Below are 16994 nucleotides of genomic sequence, written 5' to 3' on the forward strand. Positions count from 1 at the left end.
CGTCTCCTCGGGTTCGCACCGCTGAAGTCCCGCAACACCGTCCGCGTTCCCGGCCAGTGCGCAAATGTCGCGCTCAGCCGGCGGCCACCAGCGCCTGCCATTCGGCCTCGTCGATGACCGTCACCCCGAGCGCTTCGGCCTTGGCGCGCTTCGACCCGGCATCGGCGCCCGCCACCACCAGGTCGGTCCGCGCCGACACCGATCCCGCCACCTTGGCGCCCAGCGCTTCGGCCTGGGCCCGCGCCTCATCGCGGGTCAGCGCCGTCAGCGATCCGGTGAACACCACGGTCTTGCCGGTCAGCGCGGTCTGCCGCGCCGCCGCCAGCGGTTGCGGCGTCACCTGGGCCAGCAGGTCGGCATAGCTCGCCTGGTTGTGCGGTTCGGCAAAGAAATCGACCAGCGCTTCGGTGACCACCGGGCCGATTCCGCCGATATCGGTCAGTCGCCCGCGCGCCTCGGCGTCGTCGACGGCAGCGAGCGCCGCCGCCTGCACCGCCTCTGCCGAGCCGAGCGCGCGCGCCAGGTCGCGCGCCGTCACTTCGCCGACGTGGCGAATGCCCAGCGCATAGAGGAAGCGATCGAGTCCTACCGTTCGTCGCGCCTCGATCGCGACGAGCAGCTTGTCGACGGACGTCGGCTTGAAGCCTTTCCAGCCGAGCATCGTTTCGCGATGATCCCGCAGCCGGAAGATGTCGCCGGGCGTATGGATCAGCCCTTCGCGCGCGAACAATTCGATGCGTTCGGACCCCAGCCCTTCGATATCGAACGCCAGCCGCGAGACGAAATGGCGGAGGCGCTCGTTGCGCTGCGCGGCGCAGGTCAGCCCGCCGGTGCAGCGCGTCACCACCTCCTCGGCCTCGCGTACCGCATGCGATCCGCACACCGGGCACAGCGCCGGAAAAACATAGGGGGACGCGCGCGGCGAGTCGGACGGCACCACCGCCAGGACCTGCGGGATCACGTCGCCGGCGCGCTGCACCCGCACCCGGTCGCCGATGCGCACATCGAGGCGGGCAATTTCGTCGGCATTGTGCAGTGTCGCATTGGTGACGACGACACCGCCGACCGTGACCGGCGCCAGTCGCGCCACCGGAGTGAGCGCGCCGGTGCGCCCCACCTGGATGTCGATGGCGAGCAGCGTCGTTTCGGCCTGTTCGGCCGCGAACTTGTGCGCCGCCGCCCAGCGGGGGGACCGCGCCACCTGCCCCAGCCGCGCCTGCCAGTCGAGCCGTTCGACCTTGTAGACCACGCCATCGATATCGAACGGCAGATCGGCACGCCGCGTTTCGATGTCGCGCGTGAACGCCAGCGCCGCTTCGATATCGGGGCATATGGCGCGCAACGGGCCGATGTCGAACCCCCATGCCGCGATGCTCGCCATCATCGCGCTCTGCGTCGCCGGCAGCGGGCCGCTGACCTCCCCCCAGCCATGCGCCAGAAACGCCAGCGGCCGGGCCGCGGTGATATTGGAATCGAGCTGGCGCAGCGACCCGGCGGCGGCGTTGCGCGGGTTGGCGAAGACCTTGTCCCCGGCCGCCGCCTGACGGGCATTGAGCGCCAGGAAGGCGGCGCGCAGCATATAGACTTCGCCGCGCACCTCCACGACATCGGGCGCATCGGCCGGCAGGGTCATCGTCAACCCCGCGACATGGGCGATATTGGCGGTCACATCCTCGCCGACCGCGCCGTCGCCGCGCGTCGCCGCGGTCACCAGCCGACGCTGTTCATAGCGCAGGCTTGCCGACAGGCCGTCGATCTTGGCTTCTGCCAGCAGCGCCACCGGATCGTCGGCGGACAGGCCGAGGAAGCGCCGCACGCGCCCCACGAACTCGCGCGCCTCATCGTCCGAAAACACATTGTCGAGGCTCAGCATCGGCCGGGCATGCGTCACCTTGGCAAAGCCCGCCGCCGGCGCCGCACCGACAACCAGATTGGGGCTGTCGCCGCGTACCAGATGCGGGAATGCCGCCTCGATTTCGGCATTGCGCCGCACCAGCGCGTCATAATCGGCGTCGGAAATCAGCGGCGCATCTTCGCCGTGATAGGCGCGTGCATGCGCCGCGATCTCGGCCGCCAGACGCGCCAGGGCATCGGCGGCTTCGGCCTCGGTCAGGGTGACGGTGTCCATGGGCGCCGCGATAGCACTCCCGCTGCGCCGATGGGAGGGGCCGCTTGACTTGCGGCAGCGCCGATGGCCCCTGTCGGCGCCATGAACCCGCTCTATGCCGCCATGCCGACAACGATCTTCGAAACCATGTCGGCGCGGGCGCGTGCCAGCGGCGCGATCAACCTTGGCCAGGGGTTCCCCGATTCGGGCTGGCCGCAGGACGTGCTCGATGCCGCCGCGACGGCGCTTTTGCAGGGCAGCAACCAATATCCGCCAATGCCCGGAACGCCCGAACTGCGCCGCGCCATCGCCGACCATTATCGCGTCCATCAGGACGTCGACCTCGACTGGCAGCGCGAAGTCACCGTGACCTCCGGCGCCACCGAAGCGCTGGCGGCGGCGCTGCTGGCGCTGATCACCCCCGGCGACGAGGTCATCCTGTTCCAGCCGCTATACGATGCCTATCTGCCGCTGGTCCGCCGCGCCGGCGGCGTGCCGGTGCTGGTGCCGCTGGCGCCGCCGCACTGGCAGTTCGACGCGGCGATGCTTTCCGCCGCCTTCAGCCCGCGCACCCGCGTCGTCCTCATCAACAACCCGCTCAACCCCAGCGCGTCGACCTTCGATCGCACCGCACTAGAAATGCTTGCCGGCTTTGCCGAACGCCACGACGTCGTGGTGATCGCCGACGAGGTCTGGGAACATGTCGTTTTCGATGGCGCCATGCACAGCAGCGTCCTGTCGGTGCCGGCCTTGCGCCATCGCAGCGTCAAGATCGGATCGGCGGGCAAGATCTTCGCGCTGACGGGATGGAAGGTCGGCTGGATGTGCGCGGCGCCCGAACTGACGCACGCGCTCGCCCGGTCGCACCAGTTCCTGACCTTCACCACCCCGCCCAACCTGCAGGCCGGCGTTGCGCATGGCCTTGGCAAGGACCCCGGCTGGTTCGCGGCCATGCGCGCCGGCTTTCAACGCTCGCGCGACCGGCTGGTCGATGGCCTGGTCGGCGCCGGCTATGCCATGCTGCCCAGCGCCGGCACCTGGTTCGTTTCGGTCGATCTTGCCGGCTCGGCAATTCCGCACGGCGACATCGTCGTTGCCGACCGACTGCTCGACGCCGGCGTCGCCAGCATTCCGGTCTCGGCTTTCTACGCCGAGGACGCCGTCACCACGACGTTGCGCCTGTGCTTTGCCAAGCACGATGCCACGATCGACGTCGCCATCAGCCGGCTGGCCGCCGCGCGCACGGGCCTGTCACGATCCGGCTGACCGCGGTCGGCGACAATCCTGTACCTTGGAGCAATGCAAATACAACGAAGGCGGAAGTGGCACAGCCAAAGCTGTGTCGCACATCCGCCTGTCGATACCGTTCCCGATCACGCCGACAGCCCTCCCCGTCAGCGTGCTGCAATCATGGCAGACGAATCAGCGATTGACCAGCGTTCAGCGGCGCGACTTGAACGGCCATTCGATGACGCGCCCGGCCCATAACGCCCACCAAACGACCACCGGCTGGAACAGCAGTCGCGGGGCATGATACCCCCAGCCAAGCACCTGCCCGCCGACAGCGATGCCATGGCCCAGATTATCGACTGCATGCTTGATATTGGCCGGAAAAACCGCGATCGCATAGACCGCCATGGCGATCCCGCCGAGCCGGTTGGCGCGGGCGTCGGGCCAGGCCAGCAAGGCCGCGCCGACCAGTTCCCAACCGCCGGTCAGGGCAATCACCATCTGCGGAAGTGGTACCCATTCCGGCATGATTGGCGCAAATGCGCCAGGGTTGCGCAAATGGAGTATGCCGGCCCCGAAATAGATCAGCGCCAGCAGCCAGCGGAGCCCGGTGCGCCAATGGTCCCGGGTCATCGCGCGAGCAACTTGCCGGCCTGGGCCCGTGCTTCGTCGGTGACATCGGCGCCCGACAGCATCCGTGCAATCTCCTCGCGCCGCTCGGCCGCCGACAGCGGCACCACCGCAGTCCGCGTCACCCCATCCGCCACGGCCTTGGCGATCCGCCACTGGTGGGCGCCGCGCGCCGCCACCTGCGGGCTATGGGTCACCACCAGCACCTGCGTCGCCTCCGCCAGCCGCGCCAGACGATCGCCGATCGCCGAGGCAACGGCGCCGCCGACGCCGCGGTCGATCTCGTCGAAGATGATCGTGCCGGCGCTGCCGGTCGCCGCCAGTGCCACTTTCAACGCCAGCACGAAACGGGACAGTTCGCCGCCCGAGGCGATCTTGATCAGCGGCGCAAAGGGCGCGCCGGGGTTGGTCGAAATCTCGAATTCCACCCGCTCGGCCCCGTCCGGACCGGCATCGGCCGGCGCCACCACCGTGCGGAACCGGGCGGCATCGAGCTTCAGTGGCGCCAGTTCGGCCGCCACCGCCGTATCGAGCCGCGCGGCCGCCGCCCGCCGGGCCGCGCCCAGCACCGTCGCCAGGGTGCGATAGCTGGCCTCTGCCGTCGCCGTCGCCGCCTTCAGTGCCTTTAGTCCGCCCTCGCCCGCGACCAGCGCCGCCGCCCGCGCCATCAGCGTTTCCGCCAGTTCGGCGAGCGCATCCGCCTCGACCCGGTGCTTGCGCGCCATCGCCCGCAGCTCGAACAGCCGCGCCTCCGTCGCTTCCAGCCGCGCCGGGTCGGCATCGAGCGCCTGCACCGCTGCCGCCAGCCGTTCTTCGGCTTCGCCGGCCTCGATCAGCGCCCGGTCCAGGCTTTCCACCGCCTCGGCGAGCAGCGGATGTTCGCCGCCGATGCGGTCGAGCCGCCGCGCGGCCTGCGCCAGCCGCTCGGTGCCGCCGTCGCGCCCCGACAACAGCGTCTCGACCGCGCTCAGATCGTCGGTCAGCCGCGCGCCCTTCTGCATCGCTGCGCGCGCTTCGGCGAGTTCCGCCTCCTCCCCCGGCAGCGCGTTGAGCGCGGTCAGTTCGGCGACGGCATGGTCGAGCCATTCGCGATCGCGCTGGTCGGCCACCAGCCGCGCCGCGGCTTCGGTCTCCGCTGCCGCCGCCGCTTGCCAGGCTGCCCAGGCGCCGCGCACCGCGGCAACCTCGGCCGCCAGACCGGCAAAACTGTCGAGCAGCGCGCGATGGCCGCGCGCCGCGAGCAGGCCGCGGTCGTCCGACTGGCCGTGTATTTCGACGAGGGTCGCGCCGATTTCGCGCAGCAGGGCCGCCGACACCGGCGCGTCGTTGACATAGGCGCGGCTGCCGCCGTCGGCCTTCAGCTGGCGCCGCACGATGATCGGGGCCCCGGCCTCGCCATCAATGTCATTGGCCGCCAGCAGCTGCCGCGCCGGATGCCGCGGCCCGACGCTGAATTCCGCTGTCACCCGCGCCGCATCGGCACCGCTGCGCACCAGCCCGGTATCGGCACGCCCGCCGAGAATAAGGCCCAGCGCATCGAGCAGGATCGACTTGCCGGCCCCGGTTTCACCGGTCAGCACCGACAGCCCACCGGCAAAATCCACGGCAAGCGCCTCGATCAGGACGATGTTGCGGATATCGAGAAGGGTCAGCACGCCACCGTCTTAGCGCGTGCAGGACCTGCCGTCTCCCCAGCTTTCGCTTCGGCTGGCGGCAAGACTGTCGCTGCCGATCTAGAAGCCGCAGGCCTTGCGGAAATCGGCCGTCCGGGCCGCGCCGGGCACCGGCGCCATGCGCCGACCGGCAAAGATCACCGTCGTCAGGCGCGGCACCCGGTCCAGCGCGGTCAGGAAGGCGGCCGGGTCGACGATGCGGGCATCGATCCGGCTGGTCCCGCCGGGGCCGGTGACGCGGCCGGTGGCGGCAAAAGCCTGTTCCGTGCGGCCCAGGAAAACACTCAACTCGGTCGGGAACGTGCCCGAGCTGACACCGCGCGGCGGACTGCCGGCCCAGGTCGAAAGGCTCAGCATGCCGCCGCTGCAATCGAACCGGAAGGCGTCGCGATCGACCCCGGGTGTGCCGAACACCAGCGCGGCGGCATTCGCTCCGGGTTCGAGGGTCCAGCCGGCCGCGACGGCCGAGGCAGGCATTGCAGCCGCGGCAAGCCCCACTGAAACAGGGAGAGCGAGAGCGGAGGGACGGATGCGCATGGCGTGCTTTTACGGCTGGCGCGACGGCTCCGCCAGTCCAAAACCGGGAGCGGGGCCGGGTCGCAACCGCTGGCGACATGGCCCTTGTCCGGACCCCTGCGCCAGGCAGCCAAGGTGCAGTGCTGTCCCTGTTTTCCCTTGCACCGCGCCCAAAAATCCCTATACCGCCCTGCTTCACGCAACCCGGGGTTTCCGGCGGCATATGTGTGCCAATCGACCCTCCGACGCCGACGCCGAAAAGCCGATGTTTTTCGGGGGAAGCGCCCAACGACAAAGATGACAGGTGCCGCATGGCCGTTCCGAAACGCAAGACTTCGCCTTCCAAGCGCAACATGCGCCGCAGCCACCATGCGCTGACCCCGGTCATCTCGCAGGAATGCCCGAATTGCGGCGAGCTCAAGCTGCCGCACAATCTGTGCAATTCCTGCGGGCACTATAACGGCCGCGAAGTCGTCGAAATCCAGGCCTGACCCTGTTGCGACCGCTGGGGCATTGGCCGGCCAGATGACCAGCGGCGCAAGCACGCCAGCGATCATCCCCGTCACGGCGCCGGTGATCGCGCTTGATGTGATGGGCGGGGACGCCGGGCTGGCCGATGTGATGGCCGCGGCCGACGTCGCCTCCGAACGCTATCCGCGGCTGCGCTTTCGCCTGCACGGGCCGGAAGCGCGGATCAAGGCCGAACTGGCGCGGTGTCCGCGCCTGTCCACGGCCACCATCGTCCATACCGACGAGGTCGTGCTCGGCACCGACAAGCCGTCGCAGGCGCTGCGCCGCGGCCGCACCTCGTCGATGGGCATGGCGATCGATTCGGTGAAGCAGGGCGCCGCCCATGCCGCCGTGTCGGCGGGTAACACCGGCGCGTTGATGGCGATGTCGCTGTTCGCGCTGCGCACCATGCCTGGCATCGACAGGCCGGCGCTTGCCGCGCTGCTGCCGACGCTGAAGAATGATTCGGTGGTGCTCGACCTTGGCGCCAACACCGAATGCGACGCCGAAAATCTGGTCCAGTTCGCGGTCATGGGCGCTGCCTTTGCCCGCACCGTCCTTGGCCTGGAAAAGCCCCGCGTTGCCCTGCTCAACATCGGCGAGGAGGAGCTGAAGGGCACCGACGAGATCCGTGACGCCGCAGCCCTTTTGCGCGGCGCCGCGCTGCCGATGACCTTCGAAGGCTTTGTCGAAGGCGACAAGATCGGCCAGGGCAATGTCGATGTCATCGTCACCGACGGCTTTTCGGGCAATATCGCGCTGAAGACCGCCGAGGGCACCGGCAAGCTTGTCGTCGGTCTGCTGACCCGCGCCTTCCAGTCGAGCTGGCTGACGCAGCTCGGCTATCTGCTGTCGCGCGGCGCGCTTCGGGCCCTGCGTGCGCATCTCGATCCCAATGCCCATAATGGCGCAGTGTTCCTCGGCCTGAACGGCATCATCGTCAAAAGCCATGGTTCGGCGAACGTCCTCGGCATCGCCAACGCCATCGGCGTCGCCCATGACCTGATTGTCGGCAATGTCGGCGACCGCATCCTGCAGGACCTGGCCAATTTCCAGGCGCATCGCCCGGCAGTGGCGGACGATGCGGCCGACGCCGCCGAAACCGTCGGCAAGGCATGATCCGCGCGCGCATCATCGGTACCGGCAGCTATCTGCCCGCCGACGTCGTCAGCAACGCAGCGCTGGCCGCGCGCGTCGACACCAGCGACGAATGGATTGTCGAGCGTACCGGCATCCGCCAGCGCCATATCGCGGCGGAGGGCGAATTCACGTCGGACCTCGGCGTTGCCGCCGCACGCCGCGCGCTCGCCAATGCCGGTCTCGATGCCGCCGACATCGACCTCATCATCGTCGCCACCGCGACCCCCGATCAGACCTTTCCCGCCTGCGCCACCGTCATCCAGCACAAGCTCGGCATGGTCCATGGCGTCGCCTTCGACATCGCCGCCGTCTGCTCGGGGTTTCTCTATGCCCTGTCGGTTGCCGATGCGCTGATCACATCGGGCGCACACCGGGCGGCGCTGGTCATCGGCGCCGAAACCTTCTCGCGCCTGCTCGACTGGGAAGACCGCACCACCTGCGTGCTGTTCGGCGATGGTGCCGGCGCCGTGGTGCTGCGCGCCGAAACCGGCACCGGCGCCAACACCGACCGCGGCATCCTTGCCCACCGCCTGCATTCCGATGGCCGCTATAACGACCTGCTGTTCGTCGATGGCGGGCCGGGGTCGACCGGCACCACCGGCAAGCTGCGGATGAAGGGCAAGGAAGTCTTTCGCCACGCCGTCACCAACCTGGCCGGCGTGGTCGCCGAAACGCTCGATACCATCGGCCTGTCGGCGAGCGACGTCGCCTGGATCATCCCGCACCAGGCCAATCTGCGCATCCTTGAAGGCACGGCGCGCAAGCTCGGCCTGCCCATGGACCGGGTGGTGGTGACGGTCGATCGGCACGCCAACACCTCGGCCGCGTCAGTGCCGCTGGCGCTCGACACCGCAGTCGGCGACGGCCGCATCCAGCCGGGCGACCTGCTGCTGCTGGAGGCCATGGGCGGCGGATTCACCTGGGGCGCCGCCGCCGTTCGCTGGTAGGCGCGGGATCCGTGGCGCCGGGCTTGCCTGTCGCCGCCGGATGGTCAATGATATCAGCGGCAACAGCTGGGGGGACATCATGAATCGCATCGAAGCAACAAGTCTGACGCGGGCCGACCTGGCCAGCGCCGTGCAATCGCAGATCGGCCTGTCGCGCGCCGAATCGGCCCAGCTGGTCGAAACGGTCCTCGACGAGATCAGCGACGTCCTTGTGGCGGGCGACAATGTCAAGATTTCGTCGTTCGGCAGCTTTGTCTTGCGCAACAAGGGTCTGCGCGTCGGCCGCAACCCCAAGACCGGCGTCGAAGTGCCGATCGAGCCGCGCACGGTGCTCACATTCCGGCCCAGCCAGATCCTTCGCGACGAAATCAACCGGCACGCGGAGCCCGGCGCCTGACCGGCGCGCATGCCATGGCATTGCCGAAATCCGAAACCGCCTTTCGCACCATCAGCGAAGCTGCCGAGGCGGTCGGTGTGCCGCAGCATGTGCTGCGCTTCTGGGAAACGCGCTTTCCGCAGCTGCAGCCGCTGAAGCGCGGCGGCAACCGCCGCTATTACCGGCCCGCCGACATGGCGCTGTTGCACCGCATCCGCGCCATGCTGCACGACCAGGGCCTGACCATTCGCGGCGCCCAGCTGGCACTCGCCGAACAGCGGGTGGCCGTCCCAACTCCGGTTCCCGCCGCCGCCCCGGCCCCCATCGCCAGCCGCGACGATTCGGCAGCGCGGGTCGGGACAGCGGATCTGGAGCAGCTTCGCCGCGTCCGGGACGCCCTGCGCGCCGCCCTGGCCGCCTGACACCGACCATGCGCAGCATTGCCGTTTTCAGCGTCAAGGGTGGAGTCGGCAAGACCGCGCTTGCCGTCAATCTCGCCCATGCCGCTGCCAGCCTGTCGAAGCGCCGCACGCTGTTGTGGGACCTTGATGCCCAGGGCGCAGCCACGTGGATGCTGCGGCTTTCACCCTCACCCAAGGCGTCGGCGCGCAAGGGCATTGCCGCCGGCGCGTTGCTGCCACTGGTTCAGGCGACGGATTTTGCCGGGCTCGATGTTCTCGCCGCCGACAAGTCGCTGCGCAACCTTGAAAAGCAGCTCGCCGACGATGACCGTGCCAAGCGTCTCAAGAAGCTCCTCAAGGGGCTCGACCAGGAGTATGACCGGATCATCCTCGACTGTCCGCCGGGGCTGACCGAGCTTGCCGACCAGGTGTTTCGGGCCGTGGACCTTCTCGTGGTGCCGATGCTGCCCTCCCCCCTGTCGGGCCGCGCCTTCGAACAGATGGTCGATCATCTCGGCCATATGAAGGACCCGCCGCCGGTATTGCCGGTGTTCACCATGGTCGACCGGCGCAAGTCGCTGCACCGCAACACCCTGCTGGCATTCCCCGATCGCCCGGCCATCCCCTATGCCGCTGCGATCGAGGACATGGGGACAACGCGGTTGCCGGTGCTGGCCAAATCCTCGACGACCGTCGCCGCGCGGGCGCTGGCGAATTTGTGGACGCAGGTCGAACGCGCGCTGGTGCGGCCGGCCTGACGGCTACAGCCGAACCGCCGGCCCCGGATGGATGCGCCAGCTTTCGGTCAGCGTGTCGAACGACGTGTCGGTTTTCTGGGCGTAGAGGTTCCACACCCCGCCTTCGCGGACGCCGATGATGCTGGCGCGCCCACCGGGATATTGGTTGCGGCCGAAGGTGGACAGCGCCGTGCCCGGCAAACCGGCGAAACTGCCGGTGGTCGACAGTTCGGTCTGCAGATTGCCGGGGGTGATGCCGCCGACCGGCTGGACATGGGTGCACCACAGGTCGTTGCCCTGCTGCACCCAGGCGAAGCAGCAATTGGACAGTTCACCGGTTACCATCAGGCCGTCGCCGCCGGCATCGAGGACATAATTGGGCATGGCGTTGGTGACGCCCTGCAGGTCGAAACAGCCATAGATGGTGCTGTTGTGGTTGACCATCGGCACCACATGCGCCTGCGCGACCGTGCCCGCCCCGACGGCGGCACCGCCGGGTTCAAGCTTGAAACTGGAAATGTTGAGCGTCGTGCCGAAGATTCCGGGCCGCGTGGCGCCGCGATGGCCGGCCTTCTGGCCGAGCGCGCCATCGCGCTTGACGATGCGATAGGCCTTGGTGTTGGCAGCGTTCTGGACCGGTGCGCTCGAACCGGCGCATTTGACCGGGTAATATTTCAGGAAATGCGCTGGACGCCCCAACAGGGTCGTCATCGCGGCTGGCCCGTCCATCCCATCACCCCGGAAAAGCGACTGCAGTGCCGCATATCGTTACGGATCACTATCGACTGCCGCTATCGCTTTGACAAGTGACAGTTCCTGTCGAAGCTCACTCGGCAGCGACGCGATCGGGAATGTCGCCGGTCGGCAAGGACCGGACCTGCGCGCCGCCGCGCCGCGCCCGCAGCCGGGCATTGATCCCTTCGATGCCGAGATAGACCACCGGGGTGATGAACAGGGTGAGCACCTGGCTGACCACAAGCCCGCCCAGCACTGCGATCCCGAGCGGCTGGCGCAGCTCCGCCCCCGCCCCCAGGCCGAGTGCCAGCGGCAGCGCCGCCGCCATGGCCGCAAAGGTCGTCATCATGATCGGGCGGAACCGCTTCGACGCCGCTTCACGAATGGCATGAACCGGCGTCCAGCCATGGCTGCGCTGCCCGGCCAGCGCAAAGTCGATCATCATGATGGCGTTCTTCTTGACGATGCCGATGAGCAGGACGACGCCGATGATGCCGATGACATCGAGCGGCTTGTTGAACAGCCACAGGAACGCCACTGCGCCGATGCCCGCCGCCGGGAGGCCCGACAGGATGGTGATGGGATGCGCAAAGCTTTCGTAAAGCACACCGAGAACGATGTAGATGACGATGATCGCCGCGAGGAACAGGATCGGCATCGAATCGGTCGACGCACCGAACTGCTGGGCATTGCCGCCGAAGGCGCCGCTGATCGTTGCCGGCTGGTCGAGCGCCGTGGCGGCGGCATCGATCAACGGCTTGGCCTGCGACAAAGCCGTGCCCTTGGCGAGGTTGAAGGAGATCGTCACCGCCGGCAACTGGCTCTGGTGCGCGACCACCGACGGCGCGCCCTGGATGGTCGATCGCACCACGGCGGACAGCGGGACCAACTGACCGACCGAGGCGCCGCTGGTGGCGCGCACCGTCAACCGCCCGATGCCATCGGGCGTCATCTGCTGGCTGGGAGCGATCTCCAGGATCACCTGGTAGCTGTCGGCATCGGTGTAGATGGTCGATACCTGCTCGTTGCCATAGGCTGCGTACAGCGTCTGGCGGATCGCGGACACCGGCACGCCCAGCCGGCTGGCGGCGTCGCGATCGATGCTGATCATCACCTCGCGAGCCCCCTTCTGATAGTCCGACGAGACATCGTCGAACCCCGGCGTGCCGCGGAGTCGCGCCTCCAGCCGCGGCGCGAAGTCGTACAGTGCGTCCTTGTCCACCGACGACAGGGTATATTGATAATTGGACGATGAGGCGCGGCCGCCCATCTGCAGATTCTGCGGAATATTGGGGAAGGCGGAAATCCCCGGGATCTGCGAAAGTTCCTTGCGCAGCCGCGCCTGGACGACCTCGGCGGAATCGCGCTCAGACCGGTCCTTCAGCGGCGCGAACATGCGGCCGGTGTTGCCGGTGCCGCCGCCCAGGAAACTGTTGACCCGCGCCACCGCCGGATCGGCGCGGACGATGCGCGCGACCGCATCCTGCTTTTTCAGCATCTCGGCAAAGCCGATATCGGGCGCTGCCTCGGTGCCGATGAAGATGGCGCCGGTGTCTTCCGTGGGGAAGAAGCCCTTTGGCACGACGGTGAAACCCCAGACCGCGACGCCGATCGATGCGACGGTCAGGAAGCCGACAAGCTTGCGGTGGCGCAGTGTCGCGTCGAACGCCCGCATGTAGCGCCCCGTCAGCCGGCCGAATGCGGCGGTGGAGACCCGCGCCACCCGGCTGCTGTCATGGGCATGGCCGGGCTTGAGCACGCGCGCCGCGATCATCGGGATCAGCGTCAACGACAGCACCGCCGAAATGCCGATGGCGATGGTCATGGTGACGGCGAATTCGAAGAACAGCCGCCCGATGACGCCGCCCATGAACAGCAGCGGGATGAACACCGCCACCAGCGACACCGAGATCGACAGCACGGTGAAGGCAATTTCATTGGCGCCGGTGACCGCCGCTTCGCGCGGTTCGGCGCCGTCCTCGATATGCCGGACGATGTTTTCCAGAACGACGATCGCGTCATCGACGACGAAACCGGTCGCCAGCGTCAGCGCCAGCAGCGACAGATTGTCGAGGTTGAAGCCAAAGGCATGCATGCCGGCAAAGGTGCCGATGGCGGCAAGCGGCAGCACCACGGCGGGAATGATGGTGGCGCGCCAGTCCCCGAGCACCAGATAGATGACGATGATGACGAGGATCGCCGTGCCGACCAGCGTGTATTGCGCATCGGCAACCGAATGGCGGACCGATTCCGACCGGTCGACGACGGGGGTTATGTTGACCGATTCGGGGATCGATTGCTTGATCGACGGCAGCACGGCCAGCACGTCGTCGACCAGCTTGACGACATTGGCGCCCGGTTGCCGGGTGATCGCCAGCGTCAGCGACGGCTCGCCGTTGAATTTGGCGCCGCCGCGCAGCTGTTCATAGCTGGCGCTGACCGTGGCGACATCGCCCAGCCGCACCGGCAGGCCATCGCGGCTGGCAATGACGATGGCGGCGAAATCCTCGGGTGTTTCCAGATTGCCGGTCGCGTCGAGGATGTAGCTGCGGTCACCGCCGGTGATGGCGCCGACGGCGACATTGCTGTTCGCCGTCACCACCGCGTTGCGGACATCGTCGGCGGTCAGGTTGCGCGCCGTCAGCGCCGCCGGGTCGAACTGGATGCGCATGGCGAAGCGCCGGCTGCCATAGGTCTGGATCTCGCCGACGCCGCTCATCGTGGAGATGCGCGGCACGATCAGCGTGTCGACGATCGTCTGCAGCGAATTTTCGGGACGGGTGCGGTCCTGCACGGACAGAATCAGCACCGCTTGGTCGGCCGGATTGACCTTCTTAAAGGTCGGCGGCGCCGGCATTTCGCGCGGCAGCCGCCGGGTCACCGCCGACAGCGCCGTCTGCACGTCCAGTGCCGCTGCATCGATATTGCGGTCGAGCGCGAACTGGATGGTGATGTTGGTCGATCCGGTCGACGACGACGAGGTGATCAGGTCGATCCCGGCGATGGTCGACAGCTGGCGCTCGATCGGCGTCGCCACCGACGCCGCCATCGTTGCCGGGTTGGCGCCGGGCAGGTTGGCGCTGATCTGGATGGTCGGCAGGTCGATTTCCGGCAGCGCCGAGACCGGCAGCTGGCGATAGCCGAAGAACCCCGCGAAGATGATCGCCAGGCTGAGCAGGACGGTCGCGACCGGCCGCTCCACGGCGAGGCGCACCGCCCCCATCAGCCACCCGTTCCGGTCGCGGCCGCCGCGACCGTGCGCGGCGCGGCGCCGCCGGCGCGGGTCCGCACGGTATCGCCGGGGCGCAATTTGGTCAGCGAATCGACGATAATGGTTTCTCCCGGTGCGACGCCGCTGGCGAGGAAGACCTTGCCATTGGCCCGGCCGGCGACGGTCACATCGCGCATCATGATCTTGTTGTCGGCACCCACGGCCCACACGAACGGGGCGTCGCGCCCGGTCTGCACCGCGCCTTCGGGCAGCGCGATGCGCGGCGCCGAGCCCGACAGCGGCACCTCCACATTGATGATCGCCCCTGGCCAAAGCGTGTCGCCCTTGTTGACGAATTCCGCCTTGGCCGCCACCGACCCCGTCCCCGGGTTGACGTTGTTGTCGAGAAAGCTGAGCCGCCCGGTCGCGATCGGCGCGGCGCCGCCGCTGTCATCCTGCGGGCGCGCCGTCACCGTCACCCCGCCCCGCGACAGCGCGCCGCGCACGTCCTGCACCTGTTCGGGCGGCACCAGGAAGCGCACCGAGATCGGCGACAGCTGGTTGACCGTGACCAGCGGCACTGCCTCGCCGGTGCGGACATTGGCGCCGAGCCGGAAGCCCAGCTCCCCGGTGCGCCCGCTGACCGGGGCACGGATCGTCTGGAAATCCAGCGCCGTTTCGGCTGCCTGCACCGCGGCCTGTGCGGCGGCGATGGCGGCATCGGCGGACCCGGCGAGCGCCTTGCGCTGGTCGAGCACCGCTGCCGAGACGAAGCCCTTGCCGACGAGTTGCTGGGCACGGGTATAGTCCCCGCGCGCCTGCACCGCCGCGGCACGCGCGCTGGCCAGATTGGCCCGCGCCTGGGCAAGCGCGGCTCGCGCGCCGCGATCATCGAGCTGGAACAGCGGCTGGCCGGCGCGCACGTCGTCGCCTTCGCGAAACAGGATGCGGACGATCTCGCCATCGCTGCGCGGCCGCACCGCCACCGATTGCAGCGGCGTCACCGTCCCCAGCGCCACCAGCCGCGGCGCGAAATCCTCAGCCTTGGCCGGCATGGCGCCCACCACCTGCGGTGGCCGCTTGCGCGCGCCGGCATCGTCCCCCTCGCCGCACGACCCCAGCGCCAGCGCCGCACCGATGACTGCCAGGACGGAGCGAGGACGCGAAGTTACGGACATGCCGAGGATAAACCCTATGCGATATGACAGGCGCATAGCCGCCCGCCCCGATTCGAATGTTTCAAACCAGACACACGACGGATTTTATCCCTTCGCAGTCGCAGAATCGTTACGCGGATTTTCGCAGCGTTTGCAATGCAGCATCGCGCATGCGGGGCAGCGTCAGGCCTTCAGCCGCCAGCCGCTGCGCATGACGCGATAGCAGACCCACCAGAGCACGATGTTCAAAACCAGCAGCACGACCGCGCCCTGGCCGAGCAAACCGTCCGAAATGCCGATGAAACCGCTGCGAAACCCGTCGATGATGTAGAAAAATGGGTTGGCGTGGCTGATTGTCGCCATGGTCGGATTGACCCGGTCGATCGCGTAGAATGTTCCCGACAAGAGGGTCAGCGGTTGGATGACGAAATTGGTAACGGCCGCGGCATGGTCGAACTTGTCGGCCCAGATACCGGTCAGGATGCCGAGCAGCGCCAGCATCACCGCCCCCATCGTGCCGAAATACAGGATCAGCAGCGGCGACCGGATCGGCACATTGACCCCCGGCGCGATCGCCATGACCACCCAGACCGCCAGGCCGACGAGCCAGGCGCGCGTCAACGCACCGGCGACATAGGCCGCCACCAGCTCACCGGCGGACAATGGCGGCATCAGGACATCGATAATCGAACCCTGCACCTTCGCCACGAGCAGCGACGATGACGAATTGGCGAAGCTGTTCTGGATCATCCCCATGACGATCAACCCCGGCCCCAGGAAATCCGGAAAGGGAACGCCCAGCACGGCCGGTCGCGCCTGGCCGAGCGCCAGCGCGAAAATCACCAGAAACAATAGGGTGGTGATCGCCGGCGCCCAGACGGTCTGCAACTGCACCTTGAAAAAGCGCCGCACCTCCTTCAAATACAGGGTTTGCAACCCCTGCCAATTGACAGACGGGATGACGACCACGCCGGGTTCCGGGTGGCGCGCCTGCGAATCGACCGGACGGGGTGTTTCGATTGCTACCATGTCCCTGCCTTACCGCCGGGACCGTCCCTGCGGCAAGCCGGGGCGCCGCGACCCTTATGCCGACAGGAATTGACCCATGGCCTGGACCGACGAACGCATCGCTCAGCTGAAAGCCGGCTGGGAAGGCGGCATGACCGCAAGCCAGATCGCCGAAGCGCTGGGCGAAGGCGTCAGCCGCAATGCCGTCATCGGCAAGGCGCATCGCCTTGGCCTTGAATCACGTCCGTCGCCGGTGAAGGGCACCGAGGACGTGGCTGCAGCACCGGCAGCCAAGCCGGTCGCGACCGCGGCGCCGGCTGCCGTTGTCCCGGTATCCGTGCCCACCGTGCCGCGTCCGGCTGTTGCCAAGAAGCCAGCGCGGACCGGCAAGGCGGCGCGCACGACCTTGCTCGATCTCAACGAGAAGATCTGCAAATGGCCGATCGGCCACCCGGGGGATGCGGATTTTCATTTCTGCGGAAAGTCGGCACAGGCGGGCTTCCCCTATTGCACCGAACATTGCCTTGTCGCCTATCAGGCGCAGCTGCCGCGGCGCGATCGCGATCGCCGGCCGCCGCCGCAGATGCCGGGCATGCCGCGGCGCTAGCGCGCGGCA

16 protein-coding genes are annotated in these 16994 nt (G+C 68.1%); 8 read left to right on the top strand and 8 right to left on the bottom strand.

Annotation, left to right across the window (positions count from 1 at the left end; translation table 11 throughout):
* Positions 1–73: 73 nt before the first annotated feature.
* Positions 74–2128 carry an NAD-dependent DNA ligase LigA gene (gene ligA, locus GGQ62_RS03870; RefSeq protein WP_152576415.1) on the bottom strand — a complete coding sequence of 685 codons (2055 nt, stop codon included), beginning with the start codon at positions 2126–2128 and terminating at the stop codon, positions 74–76.
* A gap of 81 nt (positions 2129–2209) precedes the next feature.
* Here ligA and GGQ62_RS03875 point away from each other — a divergent pair, with 81 nt between their 5' ends.
* Positions 2210–3373: an aminotransferase gene (locus tag GGQ62_RS03875; protein WP_152576414.1), complete on the top strand. Its 1164-nt coding sequence runs from the start codon at positions 2210–2212 to the stop codon at positions 3371–3373.
* Positions 3374–3547: 174 nt separating this feature from the next.
* Here GGQ62_RS03875 and GGQ62_RS03880 read toward each other — a convergent pair whose 3' ends face one another.
* The 3 genes from GGQ62_RS03880 to GGQ62_RS03890 all read right to left on the bottom strand — a co-directional run bounded on the left by GGQ62_RS03880 (position 3548) and on the right by GGQ62_RS03890 (position 6117).
* Entirely contained in the window at positions 3548–3838 is a 291-nt protein-coding gene (locus GGQ62_RS03880) for a DoxX family protein (RefSeq protein WP_341533725.1), read from the bottom strand.
* 128 nt (positions 3839–3966) lie between these two features.
* Entirely contained in the window at positions 3967–5622 is a 1656-nt protein-coding gene (gene recN / locus GGQ62_RS03885; RefSeq protein WP_152576412.1) for a DNA repair protein RecN, read from the bottom strand.
* A 78-nt stretch (positions 5623–5700) separates the two neighbouring features.
* Entirely contained in the window at positions 5701–6117 is a 417-nt protein-coding gene (locus GGQ62_RS03890) for a hypothetical protein (RefSeq protein ID WP_167649460.1), read from the bottom strand.
* Between the two features lie 350 nt (positions 6118–6467).
* Here GGQ62_RS03890 and rpmF point away from each other — a divergent pair, with 350 nt between their 5' ends.
* From rpmF to GGQ62_RS03920, 6 genes are read left to right on the top strand one after another with little or no spacing between them, the layout of a single operon-like run.
* Positions 6468–6647, top strand: coding sequence for a 50S ribosomal protein L32 (rpmF, locus tag GGQ62_RS03895; RefSeq protein WP_152576410.1), 180 nt, complete (start codon positions 6468–6470; stop codon positions 6645–6647).
* A gap of 34 nt (positions 6648–6681) precedes the next feature.
* Complete coding sequence (gene plsX / locus GGQ62_RS03900) at positions 6682–7785, top strand: phosphate acyltransferase PlsX (protein WP_152576409.1); 1104 nt, start codon at positions 6682–6684, stop codon at positions 7783–7785.
* Entirely contained in the window at positions 7782–8753 is a 972-nt protein-coding gene (locus GGQ62_RS03905; RefSeq protein ID WP_152576408.1) for a beta-ketoacyl-ACP synthase III, read from the top strand. Before plsX ends, GGQ62_RS03905 begins: the two co-directional genes overlap by 4 nt.
* Before the next feature lie 40 nt (positions 8754–8793).
* Entirely contained in the window at positions 8794–9150 is a 357-nt protein-coding gene (locus GGQ62_RS03910; protein WP_243445959.1) for an integration host factor subunit alpha, read from the top strand.
* Positions 9151–9170: 20 nt separating this feature from the next.
* Positions 9171–9551: a MerR family transcriptional regulator gene (locus GGQ62_RS03915; RefSeq protein WP_207790473.1), complete on the top strand. Its 381-nt coding sequence runs from the start codon at positions 9171–9173 to the stop codon at positions 9549–9551.
* Between the two features lie 8 nt (positions 9552–9559).
* A complete protein-coding gene (locus GGQ62_RS03920; protein ID WP_152576406.1) occupies positions 9560–10288 on the top strand; it encodes a ParA family protein in 729 nt (242 codons plus the stop codon).
* A gap of 3 nt (positions 10289–10291) precedes the next feature.
* Here the strand turns inward: GGQ62_RS03920 and GGQ62_RS03925 are convergent, their stop codons facing one another.
* From GGQ62_RS03925 to GGQ62_RS03940, 4 genes are all read right to left on the bottom strand, one after another.
* A complete protein-coding gene (locus tag GGQ62_RS03925; protein WP_152576405.1) occupies positions 10292–10978 on the bottom strand; it encodes a hypothetical protein in 687 nt (228 codons plus the stop codon).
* Between the two features lie 115 nt (positions 10979–11093).
* A complete protein-coding gene (locus GGQ62_RS03930) occupies positions 11094–14225 on the bottom strand; it encodes an efflux RND transporter permease subunit (RefSeq protein ID WP_152576404.1) in 3132 nt (1043 codons plus the stop codon).
* Complete coding sequence (locus GGQ62_RS03935) at positions 14225–15391, bottom strand: efflux RND transporter periplasmic adaptor subunit (RefSeq protein ID WP_167649461.1); 1167 nt, start codon at positions 15389–15391, stop codon at positions 14225–14227. Before GGQ62_RS03935 ends, GGQ62_RS03930 begins: the two co-directional genes overlap by 1 nt.
* Before the next feature lie 162 nt (positions 15392–15553).
* Positions 15554–16399, bottom strand: coding sequence for an ABC transporter permease (locus GGQ62_RS03940; RefSeq protein WP_152576402.1), 846 nt, complete (start codon positions 16397–16399; stop codon positions 15554–15556).
* A gap of 76 nt (positions 16400–16475) precedes the next feature.
* On the opposite strand from GGQ62_RS03940, the gene GGQ62_RS03945 reads away from it, so the two are divergent.
* The gene (locus tag GGQ62_RS03945) at positions 16476–16985 is read left to right on the top strand and encodes a GcrA family cell cycle regulator (protein ID WP_152576401.1); all 510 of its coding nucleotides are present in this window, start codon (positions 16476–16478) and stop codon (positions 16983–16985) included.
* Positions 16986–16994: the final 9 nt, after the last annotated feature.

Source organism: Polymorphobacter fuscus, assembly GCF_011927825.1.
Lineage (GTDB): Bacteria > Pseudomonadota > Alphaproteobacteria > Sphingomonadales > Sphingomonadaceae > Sandarakinorhabdus > Sandarakinorhabdus fusca.

Coding starts and splice junctions, on each gene's coding strand:
- ligA (WP_152576415.1), bottom strand. CDS start 2,128: ATGGACACCGTCACCCTGACCGAGGCCGAAGCCGCCGATGCCCTGGCG.
- GGQ62_RS03940 (WP_152576402.1), bottom strand. CDS start 16,399: ATGGTAGCAATCGAAACACCCCGTCCGGTCGATTCGCAGGCGCGCCAC.
- GGQ62_RS03905 (WP_152576408.1), top strand. CDS start 7,782: ATGATCCGCGCGCGCATCATCGGTACCGGCAGCTATCTGCCCGCCGAC.
- GGQ62_RS03945 (WP_152576401.1), top strand. CDS start 16,476: ATGGCCTGGACCGACGAACGCATCGCTCAGCTGAAAGCCGGCTGGGAA.
- GGQ62_RS03890 (WP_167649460.1), bottom strand. CDS start 6,117: ATGCCTGCCTCGGCCGTCGCGGCCGGCTGGACCCTCGAACCCGGAGCG.
- GGQ62_RS03880 (WP_341533725.1), bottom strand. CDS start 3,838: ATGGTGATTGCCCTGACCGGCGGTTGGGAACTGGTCGGCGCGGCCTTG.
- GGQ62_RS03925 (WP_152576405.1), bottom strand. CDS start 10,978: ATGACGACCCTGTTGGGGCGTCCAGCGCATTTCCTGAAATATTACCCG.
- GGQ62_RS03920 (WP_152576406.1), top strand. CDS start 9,560: ATGCGCAGCATTGCCGTTTTCAGCGTCAAGGGTGGAGTCGGCAAGACC.
- GGQ62_RS03930 (WP_152576404.1), bottom strand. CDS start 14,225: ATGGGGGCGGTGCGCCTCGCCGTGGAGCGGCCGGTCGCGACCGTCCTG.
- GGQ62_RS03875 (WP_152576414.1), top strand. CDS start 2,210: ATGAACCCGCTCTATGCCGCCATGCCGACAACGATCTTCGAAACCATG.
- GGQ62_RS03935 (WP_167649461.1), bottom strand. CDS start 15,391: ATGTCCGTAACTTCGCGTCCTCGCTCCGTCCTGGCAGTCATCGGTGCG.
- plsX (WP_152576409.1), top strand. CDS start 6,682: ATGACCAGCGGCGCAAGCACGCCAGCGATCATCCCCGTCACGGCGCCG.
- rpmF (WP_152576410.1), top strand. CDS start 6,468: ATGGCCGTTCCGAAACGCAAGACTTCGCCTTCCAAGCGCAACATGCGC.
- GGQ62_RS03910 (WP_243445959.1), top strand. CDS start 8,794: ATGGTCAATGATATCAGCGGCAACAGCTGGGGGGACATCATGAATCGC.